The sequence below is a fragment of the Pseudomonas sp. PONIH3 genome (assembly GCF_002934345.1).
GTDB classification, from domain to species: domain Bacteria; phylum Pseudomonadota; class Gammaproteobacteria; order Pseudomonadales; family Pseudomonadaceae; genus Aquipseudomonas; species Aquipseudomonas soli.
The window spans coordinates 2,637,590-2,657,913 of the sequence record NZ_CP026386.1 but is presented as its reverse complement, the minus strand read 5'-3'; the positions used below and the strand labels follow the sequence as shown (position 1 = coordinate 2,657,913).

Below are 20,324 nucleotides of genomic sequence, written 5' to 3'. Positions count from 1 at the left end.
CAAGGAAGACACGACATGCAAGACAAAGACAGCTGGATGGAAGCCGTCGGCCAGGTGCTGGACGCTTACCTGCTCAAGGCCCAGGACGACCGCTTCGACCAAGCGGGCAGGGCGCACCTGGCCCACGACCTGGCGCGCTGCTTCGACAGTGGCGAGCCGCTGCGCATGGTGCTGCCGGGTTTCCCGTGCAAGTCGCCGAATGATCACGACAAGACCTTCGGCGTACTGCCCGACCATGGCGAGGTGATCGCCATCGAGCGCCTCGACCGCCTCGCCCAGGAGCTCGCCGAGCTCCACGCCCCTGGCTGCGAGATCGCGATCCTCAGCGACGGCACCACCTTCAACGATATCGTCGGCGTGCCGGACGACGTGCGCCGCGCCTACAACCAGGCGCTGCGCACCCTGTGCACCACCCATTGCATCCGCTGGGTGAGCATGGAGGACCTGTTCCCCCAGGCCAGCAGTGCCGAAGCCCTGCGTGCCACCCTGGTCAAGCAGGCCCGTCTGCCGTGGAAGAACGTCGAGGCACTGATCGAGCAGTGCCAGCACGACGAGGCCCTGGGCCGGACCCACGACAAGTTGTGCAGCCACCTCTACAACGACCTGCGCCTGTGCCGCCAGGCCGGGCAGGACGAAGACGAGCACCTGCGCCAGATCAGCTACAAGGCCTACCAGATGATGCTGCGCGGCCAGGCCTTGAATGCGGCGGTCGAGCGGTTTTTCCCCGGGCACGTGCGCCTGTCGGTGCACCAGTACGACAACGCCGGCCCCAAGTTCACCGTGGCCCTGGCCGAGGGGCTCGATCATGTAGTCAGCCCCTGGCATGCAGTGCCGGTGCGCCAGCTTGACGGTCACCAGACCCTGCGCGGCCGCGCGCAGATCGACGCCGCGCGGCATGTGCTGGTGACCTGGCAGGGGCAGCCATGGCTGTTCCATGAAACAGCGGGCGAGGCGCTCGAGGGCTTCAACTTCACATTGCAGAAGCTCCCCCTGTTCGGGTTGCTGGTCAGCGACCCGCTGGGGCTGGGTTTCCAGCGACTGTCTACCGAGACCTTGCAAGCCCTGGTGCGCAGTTTCGGTTTTGTCTGCCTCAGAGGCTGTGAATTCACCGACCAGCAGGCATTCGCCACAGACTGTGAGCGTTTCGGCACCATCTACCGTTGGTCCTTTGGCGAGGTGCATGTGGTCAAGCCGGCCGACCAGCCCCAAGGCGTGGTGCATTCGCTGGAGAAGACCCCCTTGCACTGGGACCTCAACATGCTGCCCGACAGCGATCCGCTGGTGCAGCGCGATGCCAAGTTCTGCGCCCACACCTTCATGCTGTATTGCAAGACGCCGCCGCAGCCGGGGGAAGGGCAGACCACGGTCGTCGACAGCCGCAACGCCTTGCGCAAGGTGGGCCTGCGCACCGCCCGCCAGTGGCAGGGCATCGATTTGACCTACTACACGCGCATGACCTATTTCGGCGGTTCGCCGCGCAGCTACTCGCTGGTCGACCTCGATCCGCGCAGCGGCGAGCGGGTACTGCGCTACCAGGAGGGCTGCCAGTCGTCGTTGCAGACCCTCGAACAGAAGGTGCAGGGGCATGACGAAGCCTTCCAGCAGGCATTGATCAGCCAGCTCGATGAACTGGTCTATGACCCCGAATGCCTGATTGCCCATGAGTGGCAGGCGGGTGACCTGGTGCTGATCGACAACTACCAGACCTTGCACGGGCGCCTGCCGATGAGCGCGGCCTCGGCCGCGCGCGAACTGTGGCGGGTGCAGGTCTACTGAGCCCTTTGACGGCGGTGCTTGCCGGTGTTTCGGCAAGCTCCGCCTGCTGAGGAGGGTTCTGTAATTACGATTTTTTTCAAATGAAGTGGCTGAAAAAATATAATAAAACAGGAAATTATCCTTTACTAAGTGATCATGGCGGGATTATGTTGTTTGTCGGCCGCCGCAGGCCAGCGTCGCTCGGACGGTTCCGGGCGCTTACGTCTCTCGAGGAACACATGGCCAACCCAGGTTCGCCGCGCCGCTTTGCGCGCATCGATCGTCTCCCCCCTTACGTCTTCAACATTACTGCCGAGCTCAAGATGGCCGCCCGCCGCCGTGGCGAGGACATCATTGACCTGAGCATGGGCAACCCTGATGGCGCCACGCCGCCACACATCGTCGAGAAACTGGTGCAGGTTGCCCAGCGCGAAGACACCCATGGCTATTCCACCTCCCGTGGCATCCCGCGCCTGCGCCGCGCCATCTCCAACTGGTACAAGGAACGCTACGAGGTCGACATCGACCCGGAAAGCGAAGCCATTGTCACCATTGGCTCGAAGGAAGGCCTGGCGCACCTGATGCTCGGCACCCTCGACCACGGCGACACGGTCCTGGTGCCCAACCCCAGCTACCCTATCCACATCTACGGCGCGGTGATCGCCGGCGCCCAGGTACGTTCGGTGCCGCTGGTACCGGGCGTGGACTTCTTCAACGAGCTGGAACGGGCGATCCGCGAATCGATCCCCAAGCCGAAGATGATGATCCTCGGCTTCCCGTCCAACCCCACCGCGCAGTGCGTGGAGCTGGATTTCTTCGAGCGTGTGGTGGCCCTGGCCAAGCAGTACGATGTGCTGGTGGTGCACGACCTGGCCTACGCCGACATCGTCTACGACGGCTGGAAAGCGCCGTCGATCATGCAGGTGCCGGGGGCCAAGGACATTGCGGTGGAGTTTTTCACCCTGTCCAAGAGCTACAACATGGCTGGCTGGCGGATCGGCTTCATGGTCGGCAACCCTGAGCTGGTCAGTGCCCTGGCGCGGATCAAGAGTTACCACGACTACGGCACCTTCACTCCGCTGCAGGTGGCCGCCATCGCCGCCCTGGAAGGCGACCAGCAGTGCGTGCGCGATATCGCCGAGCAGTACCGCCAGCGCCGCAACCTGCTGGTGAAGGGCCTGCACGAGTTAGGCTGGATGGTCGAGAACCCCAAGGCCTCGATGTACGTGTGGGCTAAGATCCCTGAGCAGTACGCTCACCTGGGGTCGCTGGAGTTTTCCAAGAAGCTGCTGGCCGAGGCCAAGGTTTGCGTGTCGCCGGGGATCGGCTTTGGCGACTACGGCGATGATCATGTGCGTTTTGCCCTGATCGAGAACCAGGACCGTATCCGCCAGGCCATTCGCGGGATCCGCCAGATGTTCCGCGCCGATGGTTTGACCAGCAAGTAAACAGGTCCGACCTCATCGCCGGCAAGCCGGCTCCCACAGGATGGCACTGGACCTTGTGGGAGCCGGCTAGCCGGCGATGGGCCGGTACAGGCGATATCGATCACGACTTTCAGATCGCCGATCAGCGGCGATCTTTTTTTGCATTCCCCCTCTTCTCAGCCGCCCGCGCCTGGATTACAAATAGCGCCGCGGGCGCCCGCCCCGATAACAACAACCTCCCTCCCTGGCCATCATGTCCGAACAGAACCCTTGCCTGACCTGCGGCGCCTGCTGCGGCTACTTTCGTGTGTCTTTCTTCTGGGGTGAGTGCCAGTCCGCCGGTGGCCTGGTGCCCGACGACCTGGTCGTGCAGATCAACCCGACCCGCGTCGCCATGATTGGCACCGACGCCAAGCCCTGCCGTTGCGTCAGCCTCGGCGGCGAGATCGGCACGCAGGTGGCGTGCTCCATCTACGAGAACCGCTCCAGCCCCTGCCGCGAGTTCGAAGCGTCGTGGGAAAACGGCGTGCACAATCCGAGCTGTGACGACGCTCGGGCAGCCTATGGCCTGCCACCGCTGACGCCGCCGGGCGCCAACGAGCCGCATTGGCCGGACGACGGGGCGGAGGTCGCCTGAACCTGCTCGGGTCAAGCCTGCTCCTCGCGGAGCAGGCACTACCGTTCGTCGGTTGGATCCAATGAGCGCATCGCTGAAACCCGCGAAACACGTGCCGCCTCGACAAAGTATTAACACCATTTGACCGGCATCGACGGCAAGCCGCCCGCCCCTGAGCGGCTACACATTCCTTCAAAGGATGTTCGTAGCCATAGATCAGGTATTTCGGCCGTCGCGTGTGTCACTGCTCCTGCCCACCCTGCTGTACACGCTTTCAAGGACTGAATCGCCTGATCCACGAAGGAGCTTTCCGTGGACAGTCGCGCCGCCCCCCGTTCGCCCGCCCGTTTCTCCCAACTGTCGCTGGCCGTCAGCCTGGCCGTGACTGCCATGGCCTTTGGTCTGCACGGCGAACAGGCGCTGGCCGCCTGCAGCCTGGCCGGTTCCACGGTGACCTGCAGCGGCGCGGCCAACCCGCTCGCGCCGAGCTATTCCAACAGTGGCAACGGCCTGACCGTCAATGTCAACACCGGTGCCTCGCTGGGCGTGCTGCTGGGCGTGGGCGGCACCGCGCTGTCGCTCACCGGCAACAACATCACGTTGAACAACTCCGGTACCGTCAACCCGTCGTTGCTGGGGATCCTTAGCATCCAGTCCACTGGCGCCGTGATCGGCAACACCAGCACTGCCAGTACCATCAACATCACCAACAATGCCACGGGTGTGATTCGAGGAACCGGGGCGGTGCTGGGCGCGAGCCTGTTGAACCTTACCGGCATGGCAATGGACGTGCGTAACGCTGCCGGAGGTGTCACTACCATCAACAACGCAGGCAGCATCGGCTCCACGGCATTGGCCAGCCTGACGATCATCAGCGAGGACACCCCGGTCATCGCCGTGAGCGGTGGCGGGTCGGTGGACTTCACCAACACCGGCACCGTGCTGGGTCGTACAGCATTTCAGGCGTCGGCAGGCGGCAACACCTTCACCAACGCCGGGAGCCTGACCGGCAGCCTGTCCATGGGCGCGGGCAGTACCAACCGCTTCAACGCCATCACCGGCTCCAGCCTCAGCGCGGGAGCCGGTGTCGGTGTTTCGCTGCTGGTCACCAGTAACCCCAACCTGGCCTTCGCGCCTGCAGGGGTGGTCGACGGCGGTGCCGGCGGCACCAATACCCTGGCGCTGCAGAACGCCATCGGTGGCGGCAGCGGCACCAGCGGCAGCGGCACCATCAACGCCTCGAACTACATCAACTTCAACCGCCTGATCGTCGACAGCGGTACCTGGTCGCTGATCGGGCAATTGCTCAACGGCACCACCCAGACCACCCTCAACGGTGGCTTGCTCAACTTCGACAACGCCAGCGCCTTCGGTACCGGTGGCATCACGGTGAACGGCGGTGGTCTCGCGGGCACGGTGGCAGGCCTGGGCCTTAATAACGCGCTGACCTTGAATGCCGGCCTGAACGTGGGTGGCGCCACCGACATGGCCCTCAATGGCGTGGTTTCGGGTGTTGGCGGCTTGACCAAGACCGGTGCCGGGCTGCTCACCCTTGGCGCCAGCAACACCTACAGTGGCGGTACCACCCTGGCCGCCGGGGGCCTCAACCTGACCAGCGCCACGGCGCTCGGCACAGGCGGGCTGACCGTCAGTGGCGCCGGCAGCCTGCAAGGCAGCGTGCCGCTGGTGTTGAACAACGCGGTGGCGCTGAACGCAGCCTTGACGCTGCCCGGCAGCAACGCACTGACCCTTGGCGGCGTACTCAGCGGCACCGGCTCACTGGTCAAGAGCGGCACCGGCAGCCTGACGCTCAATGGCCTCAATACCTTCAGTGGCGGCACCTCCCTGGCCGGCGGAACGCTTACCTTGGGTAGCGACACGGCGTTGGGCAGCGGCGCCCTGACGGTGACCGCCAGCAGCACCCTGGACAGTGCCTCGGCGCTCAACCTTGGCAACGCAATCGCCCTGAGCGCAGGCACGCTCACCCTCGCTGGCAACAATGCCACCACCTTGGGTGGCATCATCAGCGGTACCGGTGCGCTGGCTAAGGCGGGCGCAGCCGACCTCACCCTCAACGGCATAAATACCTACAGCGGCGGTACCAGCCTGGCGGGTGGCAAGCTTACCGTCGGCAACGGCAGTGCGCTGGGCACTGGCGCGCTGACCTTGGGGGGTAACGCCAGCCTCGATGCCAGCAGCGCGGTAAGCCTGGGCAACGCCATCAGCCTTGGCGCCAACACTCTGAACCTGCTCGGCACCAGTGCCACCACCCTGGGTGGCGTGATCAGCGGTACCGGTTCGCTGGTCAAGAGCGGGGCAGGGGACCTGGCGCTGAACGGCAACAACACCTTCAGTGGCGGCCTCACCCTCAACGCCAGCAAGCTCACCGTCGGCAACAGCAACGCCCTGGGCACCGGCGCCCTTACCCTTGGCGGCAACGCCAGCCTGGACGCCAGCACGGCGGTGAGCCTGGGCAACGCCGTCAACCTCGGCGCCAATACCCTGAACCTGTTGGGCACCAGCAGCACCACGCTGGGCGGCGTGATCAGCGGTACCGGCGCGCTGGTCAGGAACGGCAGCGCCGGGTTGACCCTGAACGGCAGCAACACCTTCAGCGGCGGCACGACCCTCAACAGCGGTGTTCTCACCGTGGGCAACAACAACGCCCTGGGCACCGGCGGCCTCACCTTGGGCGGCAACGCCAGCCTCGACGCGGGCGTGGCGGTGAACCTGGGCAACGCCATCGACCTGGCCGGCAACACCCTGACGTTGCCTGGCACCAGCGCAACCACCCTGGGTGGTGTGATCAGCGGCACCGGCGCGCTGGTCAAGAACGGCAGCACCAACCTGACCCTGGGCGGCGCCAACACCTTCAGCGGTGGCCTCACCCTCAACGCTGGCACCCTGACCCTGGCCAGTGCCACGGCGCTGGGTACCGGCGCCCTGACCGTGGGCGGCGCATCGACATTGGCCAACACGGCGGCGCTGACCCTGGGCAACGCGGTCAACCTGGGCGGCAACCTGACCCTGACAGGCGCCAACAACCTCAACCTGGCCGGGACCCTCAGCGGCACCGGCGGCCTGGTCAAGAACGGTAGCGCCAGCCTGACCCTCAGTGGCAACAACACCCACAGTGGCGCCACCACGCTCAACGCCGGCACCCTGGTGCTGGGCAGCAACACCGCGCTGGGCACCGGCGTGCTCAACGCCGCGGCCAACACCAGCCTGGACACCAGCGTCGCCGGGCTGAACATCGGCAACGGCCTGAACCTGGCCGGTAACCTCAACCTGCCCGGCAGCAACGACCTGACCCTGAGCGGCGTCATCGCCGGCAGCGGCGGCCTGACCAAGGCCGGCAACACCACGCTGACCCTGAGCGGCGCCAATACCAACAGCGGCTCCACCTTCCTCAACGGCGGCACCCTGGTGGTCGGCAACAACACGGCGCTCGGTACCGGCATCCTCAACACCGCCGTGGGAACGCACCTGGACGCCAGCACCGCGGTCAGCCTGGCCAACGACGTCATTGCCGCCGGCCCCCTGACCATCGACGGCACTGCCAACCTCGGGCTGAGCGGGGTGATCAGCGGCATCGGCTCGCTGGTCAAGAACGGCAACGCCAGCCTGGCCCTGAGTGGCAGCAACACCTTCACCAACGGCACCCAGCTCAATGCCGGTACCTTGATTCTCGGCAGCAACACCGCACTGGGCATCGGCGGACTGACCCTGGGCGGCAACGCCAACCTGGACACCAGTACCGCCGTCTCGGCGACCAACAGCATCAGCCTGGGCGGCAACACCTTGACCGTGCTGGGCAGCAACGCCACCACCCTGACCGGGCAGATCAGCGGCACCGGCGCCCTGGTCAAGAGCGGCAGTGCCGGCCTGACGCTCAATGGCAACAATACCTTCAGTGGCGGCACCACCCTGAACGCGGGGCTGCTGACCCTGGGCAACAGCAATGCCCTCGGCACTGGCGGCCTGACCCTGGGCGGCAATGCCAGCCTCGACGGCAGCGGCACCCTGAACCTGGGCAACGCCATCAACCTGGCCGGCAATACCCTGACCCTGCCAGGCAGCAACACCACCACCCTGGGCGGGGTGATCAGCGGCACCGGCGCATTGGTCAAGAACGGCGCCACCAACCTGACCCTGAGCGGTGCCAATACCTTCAGCGGCGGCCTCACGCTCAATGCCGGTACCTTGACCCTGGCCAGCGCCGCCGCGTTAGGAACCGGCGCGTTGACGGTCGGTGGCGCGGCGACCCTGGCCAACTCGACGGCGATGACCCTGAACAACGCCGTCAACCTCGGCGCCAACCTGACCTTGCCGACCACCAGCAACCTCACCCTGGCCGGCACCCTCAGCGGCGCTGGCGGCCTGGTCAAGAACGGCAGCGCCACCTTGACCCTGAGCGGCAACAACACCCACAGCGGCGCCACCACCTTCAACGCCGGCACACTGGTGGTCGGCAGCAACACGGCACTGGGCACCGGCGCGCTCAACGCCGCCAACAACACCACGCTGGACACCAGTGCGGCCGGGCTGAACCTTGGCAACGCGCTCAACCTGGCGGGCAACTTCATCCTGCCCGGCAGCAACGATTTGACCCTGAGCGGCGTCATCGCCGGTGCCGGCGGCATCACCAAGAATGGTGGCACTACCCTGACCCTGACCGGCAACAACAGCAACAGCGGCATCACCCGCCTGAACGCCGGTACCCTGGTGGTCGGCAGCAACACCGCGCTGGGTACCGGTACCCTCAATACCCTGGCAGGTACCCACCTGGATGCCAATACGGCGGTGAGCCTGGCCAACGATGTGAACATCGCCGGCCCGTTGACCATCGATGGCAGCGCCGACCTGGGCCTGAGCGGCGTGGTCAGCGGCATCGGTTCGCTGGTCAAAAATGGCAACGCCAACCTGACCCTGAGCGGCAACAACCTCTACACCAACGGCACCCAGCTCAATGCCGGCACCCTGACCCTGGGCAGCAACACCGCGCTGGGCATCGGCGCCCTGACCGTGGGCGGCAACGCCAATCTCGACGCCAGCACCGCCGTTGCCGTGACCAACGGCATCAACCTCGGCGCCAATACCCTGACCGTACTGGGCAGCAATGCCACCACCCTCGGCGGTCTCATCAGCGGCAGCGGTGCGCTGGTCAAGAACGGCAGCGCCGTGCTGACCCTCAACGGCAACAACACCTACAGCGGCGGCACCACCCTCAATGCCGGCACCCTGGTCCTGGGCAACAACAACGCCATCGGCGGCGGCGCCCTGAGCGTGGGCGGCAATGCCAGCCTCGACTCCAGCGCCACCCTCAACCTCGGCAACGCCATCGCCCTTGGCAACGGCGCTACCCTGACCCTGCCAGGCACCAACACCACGACCTTGGGCGGCGTGATCAGCGGTGCCGGGGCCTTGACCAAGGACGGCAGCAGCAATCTGACCCTGAGCGGCGCCAACACCTTCAGCGGTGGCCTGAACCTCAATGCCGGCACCCTGACCTTGGCCAACGCCGCGGCGCTGGGCACCGGGGCATTGAACGTCGGCGGTGCCTCGACGCTGGCCAACAGTGTGGCGATGACCCTGGGCAACGACGTCAACCTCGGTGCCAACCTGACCCTCGGCGGCAGCAACAACCTGACCCTTGGCGGCGTGCTCGGCGGTACCGGCGGGTTGATCAAGAATGGCGTGTCCGACCTGACGCTTACCGGCAACAACACCTTCAGCGGCGCCATCGACCTGCTTGGCGGCAGCATCACCACGGTCGGCAACACGGCCCTGGGCAATACCTCGGCGGTCAGCGTCGGCGCCGGCACCAGCCTCAATCTCGGCGCCAGCGCCACCATCGGTGGCCTGAGCGGGGCCGGCACGGTGAACATCGCCGGCGGCGGCGACCTGACCCTGGGCGGCAACAACCTCAACAGCGTGTTCAGCGGTGCCCTGGCCGGCAGTGGCGGGCTGATCAAGACCGGTACCGGCAGCTTCGAGCTGTCCGGCGTCAACGTGCTCGGCGGCAATACCACGGTCAATGCCGGCCTGCTCAACGTCACCGGCTCGCTGGCCAGCCCCAGCGTCCAGGTCAACAGCGGCGCCAGCCTCGGGGGCACCGGCAGCCTGCTCGGCGCAGTCGACATTGCCAATGGTGCGCACCTGCTGGCCAACAGCGGCGCGACCCTCAGCACCGGTGCGCTGACCCTGCACAGCGGCTCGATCCTCGATTTCGGCCTGGCATCGCCGGCCACCGGCGGCACCGCAGTGGTCAGCGTCAATGGCAACCTGACCCTGGACGGTACCCTCAACGTCACCGACCTCGGCGGGTTCGGTACCGGTATCTATCGGCTGTTCGACTACACCGGCGCGCTGGTCGACAACGGCCTGCTGATCGGCAACGTGCCGGGCGTCATGTTGCCCGGCGACCTTCAGGTGCAGACGTCCATTGGCAGTCAGATCAACCTGCTGGTCGGCGGCGCCAGCGGCACCGTGCAGTTCTGGGATGGCGCGCAAAGCGTGCCCAATGGCGTGATCGACGGCGGTACCGGTACCTGGAACGGTGGCAACACCAACTGGACCGATGTCAACGGCGTGCTCAATGGCAGTTGGGCCAGCGACTTCGCGGTATTCCAGGGCACCGCAGGCGATGTCACCGTGGTCGGCACCCAGGCCGCCACCGGCCTGCAGTTCGTCACCAACGGCTATCGCCTGATCGGCGCCGGTGGCCTGGACCTGGTCAACGGCAGCAACGGCGCCTTTGCCTTGCGCGTCGATCCGGGTGTCACCGCGACCCTCAACGTTGGCCTCTCTGGCAGCGGCCAACTGGCCAAGCTCGACAGCGGCACGCTGGTGCTCAATGGCGCCAACAGCTATACCGGTGGCACCCTGTTCAATGGCGGCACAGTGGTGGTCGGCAACAACACCGCCTTCGGTACCGGCACGGTCAGCACCGCCAACGGCACTACCCTGGACAGCAATACGGCCGTCACCCTCGGCAACGCCTTCAGCCTCAGCGGTGCCCTGACCGTCGCCGGTTCCGCCGATCTGGGCCTGTCCGGCGTGGTCTCGGGGGTTGGCAGCCTGATCAAGAATGGCGGCGCCAACCTGACCCTGGGCAATGCCAACACCTACAGCGGCGGCACCAGCCTGGGGGCCGGTACCCTGACCCTGAGCAACGCCCAGGCCCTGGGCACTGGCGGCCTGACCGTGACCGGCGCCGCCAGCCTGGCCACCACCGGCAACCTGGCGCTGGGCAATACCATCGCCCTGAACGCCAACCTGACCCTGCCGGGGAGCAACGACCTCACCCTCAACGGTGCGCTCAGCGGCACCGGTGGCCTGATCAAGGGTGGCGCCGGCACGCTCACCCTCAACGGCAGCAACAGCCAGCAAGGCATTACCAGCCTGAATGGCGGCACCCTTGTGATAGGCAGCAACACGGCGCTGGGCACGGGTGCCCTGAACGCAGCCGGCGGCACCACCCTGAGCAGCAATGCCAACGTCACCCTGGCCAACCTGATCAACCTGGCCGGTAACCTGACCGTCGCCGGGGCGCAGAACCTGACCTTGGGCGGCAACGTCACCGGCGTCGGCGGTTTGACCAAGACCGGCAGCGGCACCCTGACCCTGAACGGCACCAATGGCAATCTGGGCAACACCAATCTCAATGCCGGCACCCTGGTGCTCGGCAGCGCCAGCGCCCTCGGCCTCGGCCAGCTCAACGCGGCTGCCGGGACCACGCTGGACAGCGCCTCGGTGATCACTATCGGCAACACCGTCAACCTGGCGGGCAACCTTACCATCGCCGGCAGCAACGACCTGGGCCTGGGCGGGCTGGTCACGGGGGCCGGCAGCCTGACCAAGAACGGTGCCGGCAACCTCACACTCAGTGGCGCCAACACCTTGATTGGCGGCGTGACCCTCAATGCCGGCACGCTCACCCTGGGCAACAACCAGGCCCTGGGTACCGGCAACCTTGTCGTCGGCGGCGCCAGCAACCTGGCCACCACGGGTGCCTTGACCCTGGCCAACCAGGTGGCGCTGAACGACACCCTGAGCCTGACCGGCACCAACGACCTGACATTGAACGGCGTGATCAGCGGTACCGGCGGCCTGACCAAGACCGGTACCGGCAACCTGACCCTCGGCGCCGCCAACACCTATCAAGGCAGTACCACGCTTGGCGCTGGCACCCTGACCCTGGGCAACAACAGCGCGCTGGGCACGGGCAACCTGTCGGTGACCGGCAACAGCACCCTGGCCACCACCGGGGCGCTGCAACTGGCCAATGCCATCGGCATCGGCGCTACCACTACCCTGAGTATCAACAATGCCCAGGCCCTGACCCTAGATGGTGTGATCAGCGGTGCCGGGACGCTGAACAAGCTGGGCGCCGGGCAACTGGTACTCAATGGCAGCAACACCTACGCCGGCGGCACCTCGCTGCAGGCCGGCAGCCTGCTGCTGGGCAATGCTGGCGCCTTGGGCAGCGGCGCCCTGACCGTCAACGGCGCGGCTGGCCTCGACGCCAGCCAGGCGCTGGTACTGGCCAATGCCGTCAACCTCGCCGGTGGCAACCTGACCCTCGGCGGCAGCCAGGCGCTGACCCTCGGCGGTGTGGTCTCCGGCAACAATGGCCTGGTCAAGAACGGCGCCGCCAGCCTGACCCTCAACGGCAACAACACCTACAGCGGCGGCACCACCCTCAACGCCGGCACCTTGGTGGTCGGCAGCAACACCGCGCTGGGTAGCGGCGATCTCAGCACCGGCGCCAACACCAGCCTCGATGCCGGCAGTGCGGGCGCTACCCTGGCCAACAACGTGCACCTGGGCGGCACCCTCAACCTGCCCGGCAGCGCCGACCTGACCCTCACCGGCGTGGTGGATGGCGTCGGCGGCCTGAGCAAGGCCGGTGCCAGCACCCTGACCCTCAATGGTGCCAACAGCTACCTGGGCGGCACCACCCTCGGTGCCGGCCGGCTGGTGGTCGGCAACGACAACGCGCTGGGGCAGGGCGCCCTGACCGTCGTCGGGGCCTCGTCCCTCAGCAGCGGCGCCAGCACCACGCTGGCCAACAACGTCACCCTCAACGCTGGCCTGACAGTCGATGGCAGCAACGACCTGACCCTAAACGGCGTGATCAACGGCACGGCAGGCCTGACCAAGAACGGCAGCGGCAACCTGACCCTCAATGGCAACAACGGCTACCAGGGCGGCACCCAGCTCAACGCCGGACGCCTGACCCTGGGCAGCAGCGGCGCACTGGGTACCGGCACCCTGGCGGTCACCGCCGATGCCACCCTGGCCAACAGCTCACCCATGGCCCTGGGCAACACCATCGCCCTGAGCAACGGCGCCAACCTGACTGTCGAAACCGCCAATGCGCTGATCCTCAGCGGCGACCTTGGCGGCAGTGGCAACCTGGTCAAGACCGGCGTCGACGACCTCACCCTGGTCGGCGTCAAGACCTTCACCGGCAACGTCGATATCCAGGCGGGCTCCCTTACCACCCTCGGCAGCGGTGTGCTGGCCAACGTCGACACCCTCGACGTCGGCGCCAGCGGCCAGCTCAACCTCAACGGCAACGCCAGCCTCGGCAGCCTGACCGGTAGCGGCCTGGTCGATGTCGGCGTCGGCAGCGTGCTGAGCCTGGGCGGCAACAACCTCAGCAGCACCTTCGCCGGTGGTCTCAACGGCCTGGGCGGCCTGACCAAGGTCGGCAGCGGCACCCTGACCCTGACCGGCACCAGCAACCTGGCCGACAACACGCAGGTCAACGCCGGTACCTTGAAAGTCGACGGCACCTTGGGCAGCAACCTGCTGACCGTGGCCAGCGGTGCGACCCTCACCGGCAGCGGCACCGCCAATGCCTCGGTGGTGATCGACAACGGTGGCCACCTGGCCGGGCAGAGCGGCGCGACCCTGGGCCTCGGCAGCCTGGTGCTCAACAGCGGTTCGATCGTCGATATCGGCCTCGGCTCGCCGTCCACTGGCGGCACCGCGCTGTTCAACGTCGGTGGCAACCTGACCCTCGACGGCACGCTCAACGTGAGCAGCATCGGCGGCTTCGGCAACGGTGTGTACCGCGTCTTCGACTACGCCGGCGCCCTCACCGACAACGGTCTGGACTTCGGCAGCCTGCCGCTGGGGGTGGGCCTGGGTGACGTGACCTTGCAGACCGCCCTGGCCAACCAGGTCAACCTGCTGGTCAGCGCCGCGGGGCTCAATATCCAGTTCTGGGATGGCAGCCAGAACGTGGCCAACGGTCAGGTCGACGGCGGTGCCGGCGTGTGGAACGCCGGCAATACCAACTGGACCGACCTCAACGGCCTGACCAACACCACCTGGGGCAGCACCTTCGCGGTGTTCCAGGGCACCGCCGGCGATGTCACCGTCGACGGCAGCCAGACGGTCAATGGCCTGCAGTTCGTCAGCGATGGCTACCGCCTGCTGGCCGGCACCGCCGGTGCGCTCGACCTGATCAACGGCGCGAGTGGCGACACCAGCGTGCGGGTCGATCCGGGCGCCACGGCGACCCTCGATGTCGGCCTGACCGGCGTCGGCAAGCTCAACAAGCTCGACAGCGGTACCCTGGTGCTCAACGGCAGCAACAGCTACAGCGGCGGTACCGTGCTCAGTGGCGGCACTTTGATTGTCGGCAGCAACACGGCCCTGGGCAGCGGTGCGTTTGAAACCGCTGCGGGTACCACCCTCGACAGCAATGCCTCGGTCACGCTGGCCAATGCCATCACCCTGGCGGGGCCGCTGAACATCGCAGGCAGCAACGACCTGGCGCTGGGCGGCAACATCGGCGGCGCCGGTGGCCTGGTCAAGGCTGGCAGCGCCCGGCTGGCGCTGGCTGGCAACAACACCTATGCCGGCAACATCGCGCTCAACGGCGGCACCCTGGTGCTGGGCTCCAATACCGCGCTGGGCAGCGGCAGCCTGAACACCGTGGCCGGCACCAGCCTGGACAGCAGCCAGGCCGTGACCTTGGCCAACAACGTCAACGCCACCGGCGACCTGACGATCCTGGGCAGCAACGACCTGACCCTCGGCGGCACCGTCGGCGGCAGCGGCCGCCTGCTCAAGGCCGGCCTCGCCCGCTTCGCGCTGATGGGCGCCAACACCTACAGCGGTGGTACCGAGCTGCAGGCCGGCACCTTGGTGGTGGGCAACGATGCGGCCCTTGGCAGCGGCGGGCTGGATGTCACCGGTAATGCCAGTCTCGACAGCGCCAGTGCCGTAACCCTGGCCAATCCGGTCAACGTGGGGGGCGTGCTCAACGTGTTGGGCAGCAACGATCTGCACCTGGCCGGCGTGCTCAGCGGTGCCGGTACCTTGAACAAGAGCGGCGTGGCTGACCTGACGCTGTCGGGCAACAACACCTTCAGCGGCATCCTCAATATCCTGTCCGGCAGCCTGAGCACCATCGGCACCACCGCCCTGGGCACCCAGAGCGAGCTGAATGTCAGCAGTGGCGCCAGCCTCAACCTCGACGGCAACACCACATTGGGTGATATCGGAGGCACCGGTGCGATCGCCATCGCCGCCGGCAACAGCCTGAGCGTCGAGGGCGGCACCTTCGATGGCAATATCGGTGGGACCGGCACCCTGAACAAACTCGGCGCCGGCACCCTGGCGCTGCGCAGCGCCAACAGCCACACCGGCAATACCAACGTGCAAGGCGGCGGGCTGAAGGTGGATGGGTCCCTGGCCAGCGGCACGGTCAACGTCGCCAGTGGCGCCACCCTCAGCGGCGCCGGCAGCCTCGGTGGTTCGGTGACCGTGGCCAATGGCGGCAACCTGGCGGCCATCGGCGGCAGCACCCTGAATGCCGGCAATCTGGTGCTCGACAGCGGCGCCAACTTCAACGCTTCGCTGGGCGCGCCGTCGGCTGGCGGCACACCGCTGGTCAACGTGGCCAACGACCTGACCCTGGGCGGTACCCTCAATGTCACCGACATCGGTGGCTTCGGCGCCGGCGTGTACCGCCTGTTCGCCTACGGTGGCAGCCTCACCAACAACGGCATGAGCTTCGGCACCACGCCGGTGCCGGTCACCGACCTGACGGTGCAGACCGCCGTGGCCAACCAGGTCAACCTGGTGGTCGGTGGCGCCAGCAACGTGTTGTTCTGGGACGGCAGCCAGACCGTGGCCAACGGTGTGATCGAGGGCGGCAGCGGCGTCTGGGATGCCACCAACACCAACTGGACCGACGCCAACGGCGTGCTCAACGGCACCTGGAACGATACCTTCGCCGTGTTCCAGGGCGCCCCCGGCACCGTCACCGTGAACGGCAGCCACAGCATCACCGGCCTGCAGTTCGTCACCGACGGCTATGTGCTCAATGCGGGGACGGCCGGTGAACTGCTGGGCAACGGCACCACCAACCTGCGGGTCGACAGCGGCGTCACCGCCACCCTCAACGTCGCCCTCAACGGGACCGGCAGCGTTGCCAAGCAAGACGGCGGCACCCTGGTGCTCAACGCTGCCAATGGCTACAGCGGCGGTACCGCCCTCAACGGCGGCACCTTGGTGCTAGGCAACGATAGCGCGCTGGGCAGTGGCGCCCTGACGGCCGCGGGCGGCACCACGCTGGACAGCAACACCGCCGTGACCCTGGCCAACAATGCCGTGCTCAACGGCGCCCTGGCCATCGCCGGCAGCAACGCCCTGACCCTCAACGGGGTGGTCAGCGGCACCGGTGGGCTGATCAAGAATGGCGCTGGCCTGCTGACCCTGAATGGTGCCAACACCTACAGCGGCGGCACCCAGATCAACGCAGGCGGCGTGGTGGGCAATACCACCAGCCTGCAAGGCGCGATCCTCAACAACGCGGCCCTGACCTTCGAGCAGAACGCCAATGGCAGCTACACCGGCAACCTCACCGGTACTGGCACGCTGACCAAGAACGGCACCGGCGAACTGCTGCTGACCGGCATCAATGGCCTGACCGGCGCGACCCAGGTCAACGCCGGCAGCCTGCTGGTCAACGGCCGCCTCGACAGTACCACCGTGCAGGTCGCCACCGGCGCCCGCCTGGGCGGCAGCGGTACTTACGGCGGCGCGGTGCAGATCGCCAATGGCGCCACCCTGGCTGCCGGCCAGAGCGCCACGCCGCTCACCGTCGGCAGCCTCGACCTGGCGTCGGGCAGTGCCCTGGACTTCAGCCTCGGCGCCCCGGCGGCCTCAACCACCGTGGTCAAGGTCAACGGCAACCTGGTGCTGGACGGCACGCTGAACATCACCGATGCCGGCGGCTTTGGCACTGGTGTCTACCAACTGTTCAGCTACGGCGGCACGCTCACCGACAACGGCCTGGTGTTCGGTGCGATTCCGGGCAGCGTAGTGCTGGGTGACCTGACCCTGCAGACCGCCATCGCCAACCAGATCAACCTGGTGGTGCAGAACTACGGCGAAGAGCTGCAGTTCTGGAATGGCGGCAAGACCAACCCCGATGGCAGCATCGGCGGCGGCAGTGGTACCTGGGGGCCGAACACCGGTTGGACCAACGCCAGCGGCACCAGCAACGAAGGTTGGAGTGGTGGCTACGCGGTCTTCGGCGGTACCCCGGGCACCGTCACCGTGGTGGGCAACCAGTCGTTCGAGGGCTTGCAGTTCCTCAGCAACGGCTACCAGGTCGTTCCGGGCGCTGGGGGTAGCCTGACGCCGGTCAATGGTGCCGATGGCAGCTTGGCGCCGGTGCGTGTCAACGCAGGTGCCACCGCCACCGTCAGCGTGCCGCTGGTCGGTAGCGGCGGCATCGAGAAACTCGACGCCGGCACTCTGATCCTCTCGGGTGCCAACACCTACAGCGGTGGCACCACTGTCAGCGGCGGTACCCTGGTCGGCAACACCACCAGCCTGCAGGGCAGTATCCTCAACAACGCCAACCTGGTCTTCGCCCAAGGCAGCAATGGCACCTTCAACGGCACCCTCAGCGGCACCGGCACCACCACCAAGCAGGGCGGCGGTACCTTGCTGCTGACCGGCAACCAGCCGTTCAGTGGCGCCTTCAACGTCAACCAGGGCGTGTTGCAGGTGGGCGATGCGGCCAATCCGGGCAGCAACCTCGCAGCCCAGGTCACAGTGGCCAATGGCGCCGCACTGACCGGCAATGGCACCGTCGCCGGCCTCACCAACAATGGCACCGTGCTGCCAGGGCCTGCCGGTAACCTGAACGTGTCGGGCAACTTCACCAACGGCGCCACCGGCACCCTGGTGATCGACCTCGGCACCTCGCCGGTGAACTACCTGAATGTGGGCGGCACCGCCAACCTCGGCGGCAGCCTGATGGTCGCCAACCTGGCCAGCGGCAACGGCCAGTACACCGTGGTCAGCGCCGCGGGCGGGGTGAACGGCACCTTCGCCACCACCAACCTGGCCAACTCGGCGTTCCTCAACAGCTCGCTGGACTACGGCGCCAACCAGGTGACCCTGTCGGTCAGCCGCAACGGCAACTCCTTCGCCGATGTCGCCGCCACTGGCAACCAGCGTGGCGTGGCCACCGCGCTGGCCAGTGCCGGGGCGCCGGCCGAACTGGTCAACAACCTGCTGCCGCTGGACCGCCAGGGCGCCCAGGCCGCGTTTGACAGCCTGTCCGGCGAGATCCACGCCAGCACCGCGACCGTGCTGATCGAGGACTCGCGCTACGTCCGCGACGCGGTCAATGACCGCCTGCGCCAGGCCGACTGCACCAACCAGGACGACCCGCGTCGCACCCTGGCGCCGACCGCCAACCAGCAACTGACCAGCGAAGGCTGCCAGGGCCAGGCCGTGGGCTGGATCCGCGCCATCGGCGGCTGGGGCACCTATGACGGCAGCAGCAGCCATGCCAGCGTCGACCGCGACCTGTCGGGCTTCATGCTCGGTGTCGACCGCGCGCTGGACGATGAGTGGAAAGTGGGCGCCGCCGCCGGCTACACCCGTTCGAGCATTGATGCGCACCGTCGCCGCTCCGACGCCACGGTGGACAGCTACCACCTGACCACCTACCTCGGCTACCAGCTCGATGCCTTCGCCGCTCGCCTGGGTGTGGCCTACAGCTGGCACGACATCGACACCAAGCGCGATGTCAGCGTGGGCAGCTATGACGACCGTCTCAAGGCCAAGTACAAGGCGCGCAGCGCCCAGGTGTTCGGTGAGGTGGGTTACGCCATAGATGCCGGCGGCATTGCCCTGGAGCCGTTCGCCGGGCTGGCGTATGTCAACTACGACAGCGATACCGCCCATGAGAAGGGCGGGGCAGGGCGGCTGGAGGGCAAGGTCGACCAGGATGTGACCTTCTCCACCCTGGGCGTGCGGGCTGGCAAGCGCATCCTGCTCGACAGCGGCAGCACCATCACGCCGCGGTTGTCGGTAGGCTGGCGCCATGCCTTCGGCGACGACAAGCCCGATGCCGATCTGCGCTTCATCGGTGGTGGCGACGGTTTCAGCACCGAGGGTGTGCCGATTGCCAAGGATGCGGCGGTGGTCGAGGCCGGGGTGGACCTGTCGGTGGGCGCGAGCGGCAAGCTCGGGGTCGGGTACTCCGGGCAGCTGTCCAGCGAGAACCGCGACCATGGCGTGGTGGTGAGCTTCAGCATGGGGTTCTGAGGTAGCTTCCAGGGGCCGTCGTGTGGCCCATCGCGGGGCAAGCCCGCTGTCACGAGATTTGGCGTGTCTCTCGTGGCAGCGGGCTTGCCCCGCGATACGTTTCTGCATGCGTAAGATTTTTCCGAAATTGAAACCAAATCCTTCAGCCAGCCAGCGCTTCGGATCTATCCTACGCGCCTGCCGGAAGGCTCTGAATTGGCCGGGAAATACATCAGGGGTACCGTCTCTGGGTCGTCACATTTGGCGACCGGGTGTGAGAAGCCCGTTGTGTGAACCATGTCGATTTCGTCAATGGCGGTCGTGCGCGTGCAGGCTTTGGCCTGACCGTGGATTCATGGTTACACACGGGCTTCTCACCATGCGTACGACTGCCACCCTAATCTGTGAGAAGGATCGAGGTGGTTGTTCCTGAAGTTCAATTTCGAGGAGTAACCATGAAAAAACTTGTACCCGACCCACCCTATCCAATCCCCTTCGTCACCATCATCAGCGACCTCGACCCCGAGGAAGCCATGGCCCATGCCAACAAGCTGATGCACATCCTCAGCGACACCGTCCACGCCTACACCGTCTGCCAGCGCGATGCGCGCCTCGACGTGATGATGGACAGCGTCGAGATCCTCGGCCAACTGGTCATCTCGCTGGTCCGCCACGCCCGGGCCAAGGGGGCGCCGGTATGAGCGACGACTTCAAGCCCGGCCCGACCCAGGGCAAGACCACCTGCCTCGAGATCTTCTGTATCCAGCCCGGCATCCCGTTCGACCACGCTTTCAGCGACCTGTCGGTGCTGCTCGGCTGCGTGGCGCATTTCACCACCGAGGCCGAGATGGAGGGTGACCTCATGGCAGCCAGTGCGGCGCGGATTCTCAGCGGGCTGGCCAAGGGGCTGATCGATGACATGGAGCTGGGGTTGAACCGGTAGCGGTGAA

Annotated in this window: 6 protein-coding genes; all 6 read left to right on the top strand. The window is 66.6% G+C overall.

What is annotated here, in order from left to right; genetic code table 11:
* The first annotated feature begins 15 nt into the window (after positions 1–15).
* The 6 genes from C3F42_RS12280 to C3F42_RS12255 all read left to right on the top strand — a co-directional run bounded on the left by C3F42_RS12280 (position 16) and on the right by C3F42_RS12255 (position 20,317).
* A complete protein-coding gene (locus tag C3F42_RS12280) occupies positions 16–1,776 on the top strand; it encodes an L-tyrosine/L-tryptophan isonitrile synthase family protein (RefSeq protein WP_104444492.1) in 1,761 nt (586 codons plus the stop codon).
* 218 nt (positions 1,777–1,994) lie between these two features.
* Positions 1,995–3,203 carry an alanine transaminase gene (gene alaC, locus C3F42_RS12275; protein ID WP_046857052.1) on the top strand — a complete coding sequence of 403 codons (1,209 nt, stop codon included), beginning with the start codon at positions 1,995–1,997 and terminating at the stop codon, positions 3,201–3,203.
* A gap of 232 nt (positions 3,204–3,435) precedes the next feature.
* Positions 3,436–3,819 carry a YkgJ family cysteine cluster protein gene (locus tag C3F42_RS12270; RefSeq protein WP_038707396.1) on the top strand — a complete coding sequence of 128 codons (384 nt, stop codon included), beginning with the start codon at positions 3,436–3,438 and terminating at the stop codon, positions 3,817–3,819.
* Between the two features lie 291 nt (positions 3,820–4,110).
* Complete coding sequence (locus C3F42_RS12265) at positions 4,111–19,395, top strand: autotransporter-associated beta strand repeat-containing protein (protein ID WP_256586294.1); 15,285 nt, start codon at positions 4,111–4,113, stop codon at positions 19,393–19,395.
* Positions 19,396–19,829: 434 nt separating this feature from the next.
* Entirely contained in the window at positions 19,830–20,075 is a 246-nt protein-coding gene (locus C3F42_RS12260) for a hypothetical protein (RefSeq protein WP_023631578.1), read from the top strand.
* Positions 20,072–20,317, top strand: coding sequence for a DUF3077 domain-containing protein (locus tag C3F42_RS12255; protein WP_028689794.1), 246 nt, complete (start codon positions 20,072–20,074; stop codon positions 20,315–20,317). The genes C3F42_RS12260 and C3F42_RS12255 overlap by 4 nt, the downstream gene beginning before the upstream one ends.
* Positions 20,318–20,324: the final 7 nt, after the last annotated feature.

Coding starts and splice junctions, on each gene's coding strand:
- C3F42_RS12280 (WP_104444492.1), top strand. CDS start 16: ATGCAAGACAAAGACAGCTGGATGGAAGCCGTCGGCCAGGTGCTGGAC.
- alaC (WP_046857052.1), top strand. CDS start 1,995: ATGGCCAACCCAGGTTCGCCGCGCCGCTTTGCGCGCATCGATCGTCTC.
- C3F42_RS12270 (WP_038707396.1), top strand. CDS start 3,436: ATGTCCGAACAGAACCCTTGCCTGACCTGCGGCGCCTGCTGCGGCTAC.
- C3F42_RS12260 (WP_023631578.1), top strand. CDS start 19,830: ATGAAAAAACTTGTACCCGACCCACCCTATCCAATCCCCTTCGTCACC.
- C3F42_RS12255 (WP_028689794.1), top strand. CDS start 20,072: ATGAGCGACGACTTCAAGCCCGGCCCGACCCAGGGCAAGACCACCTGC.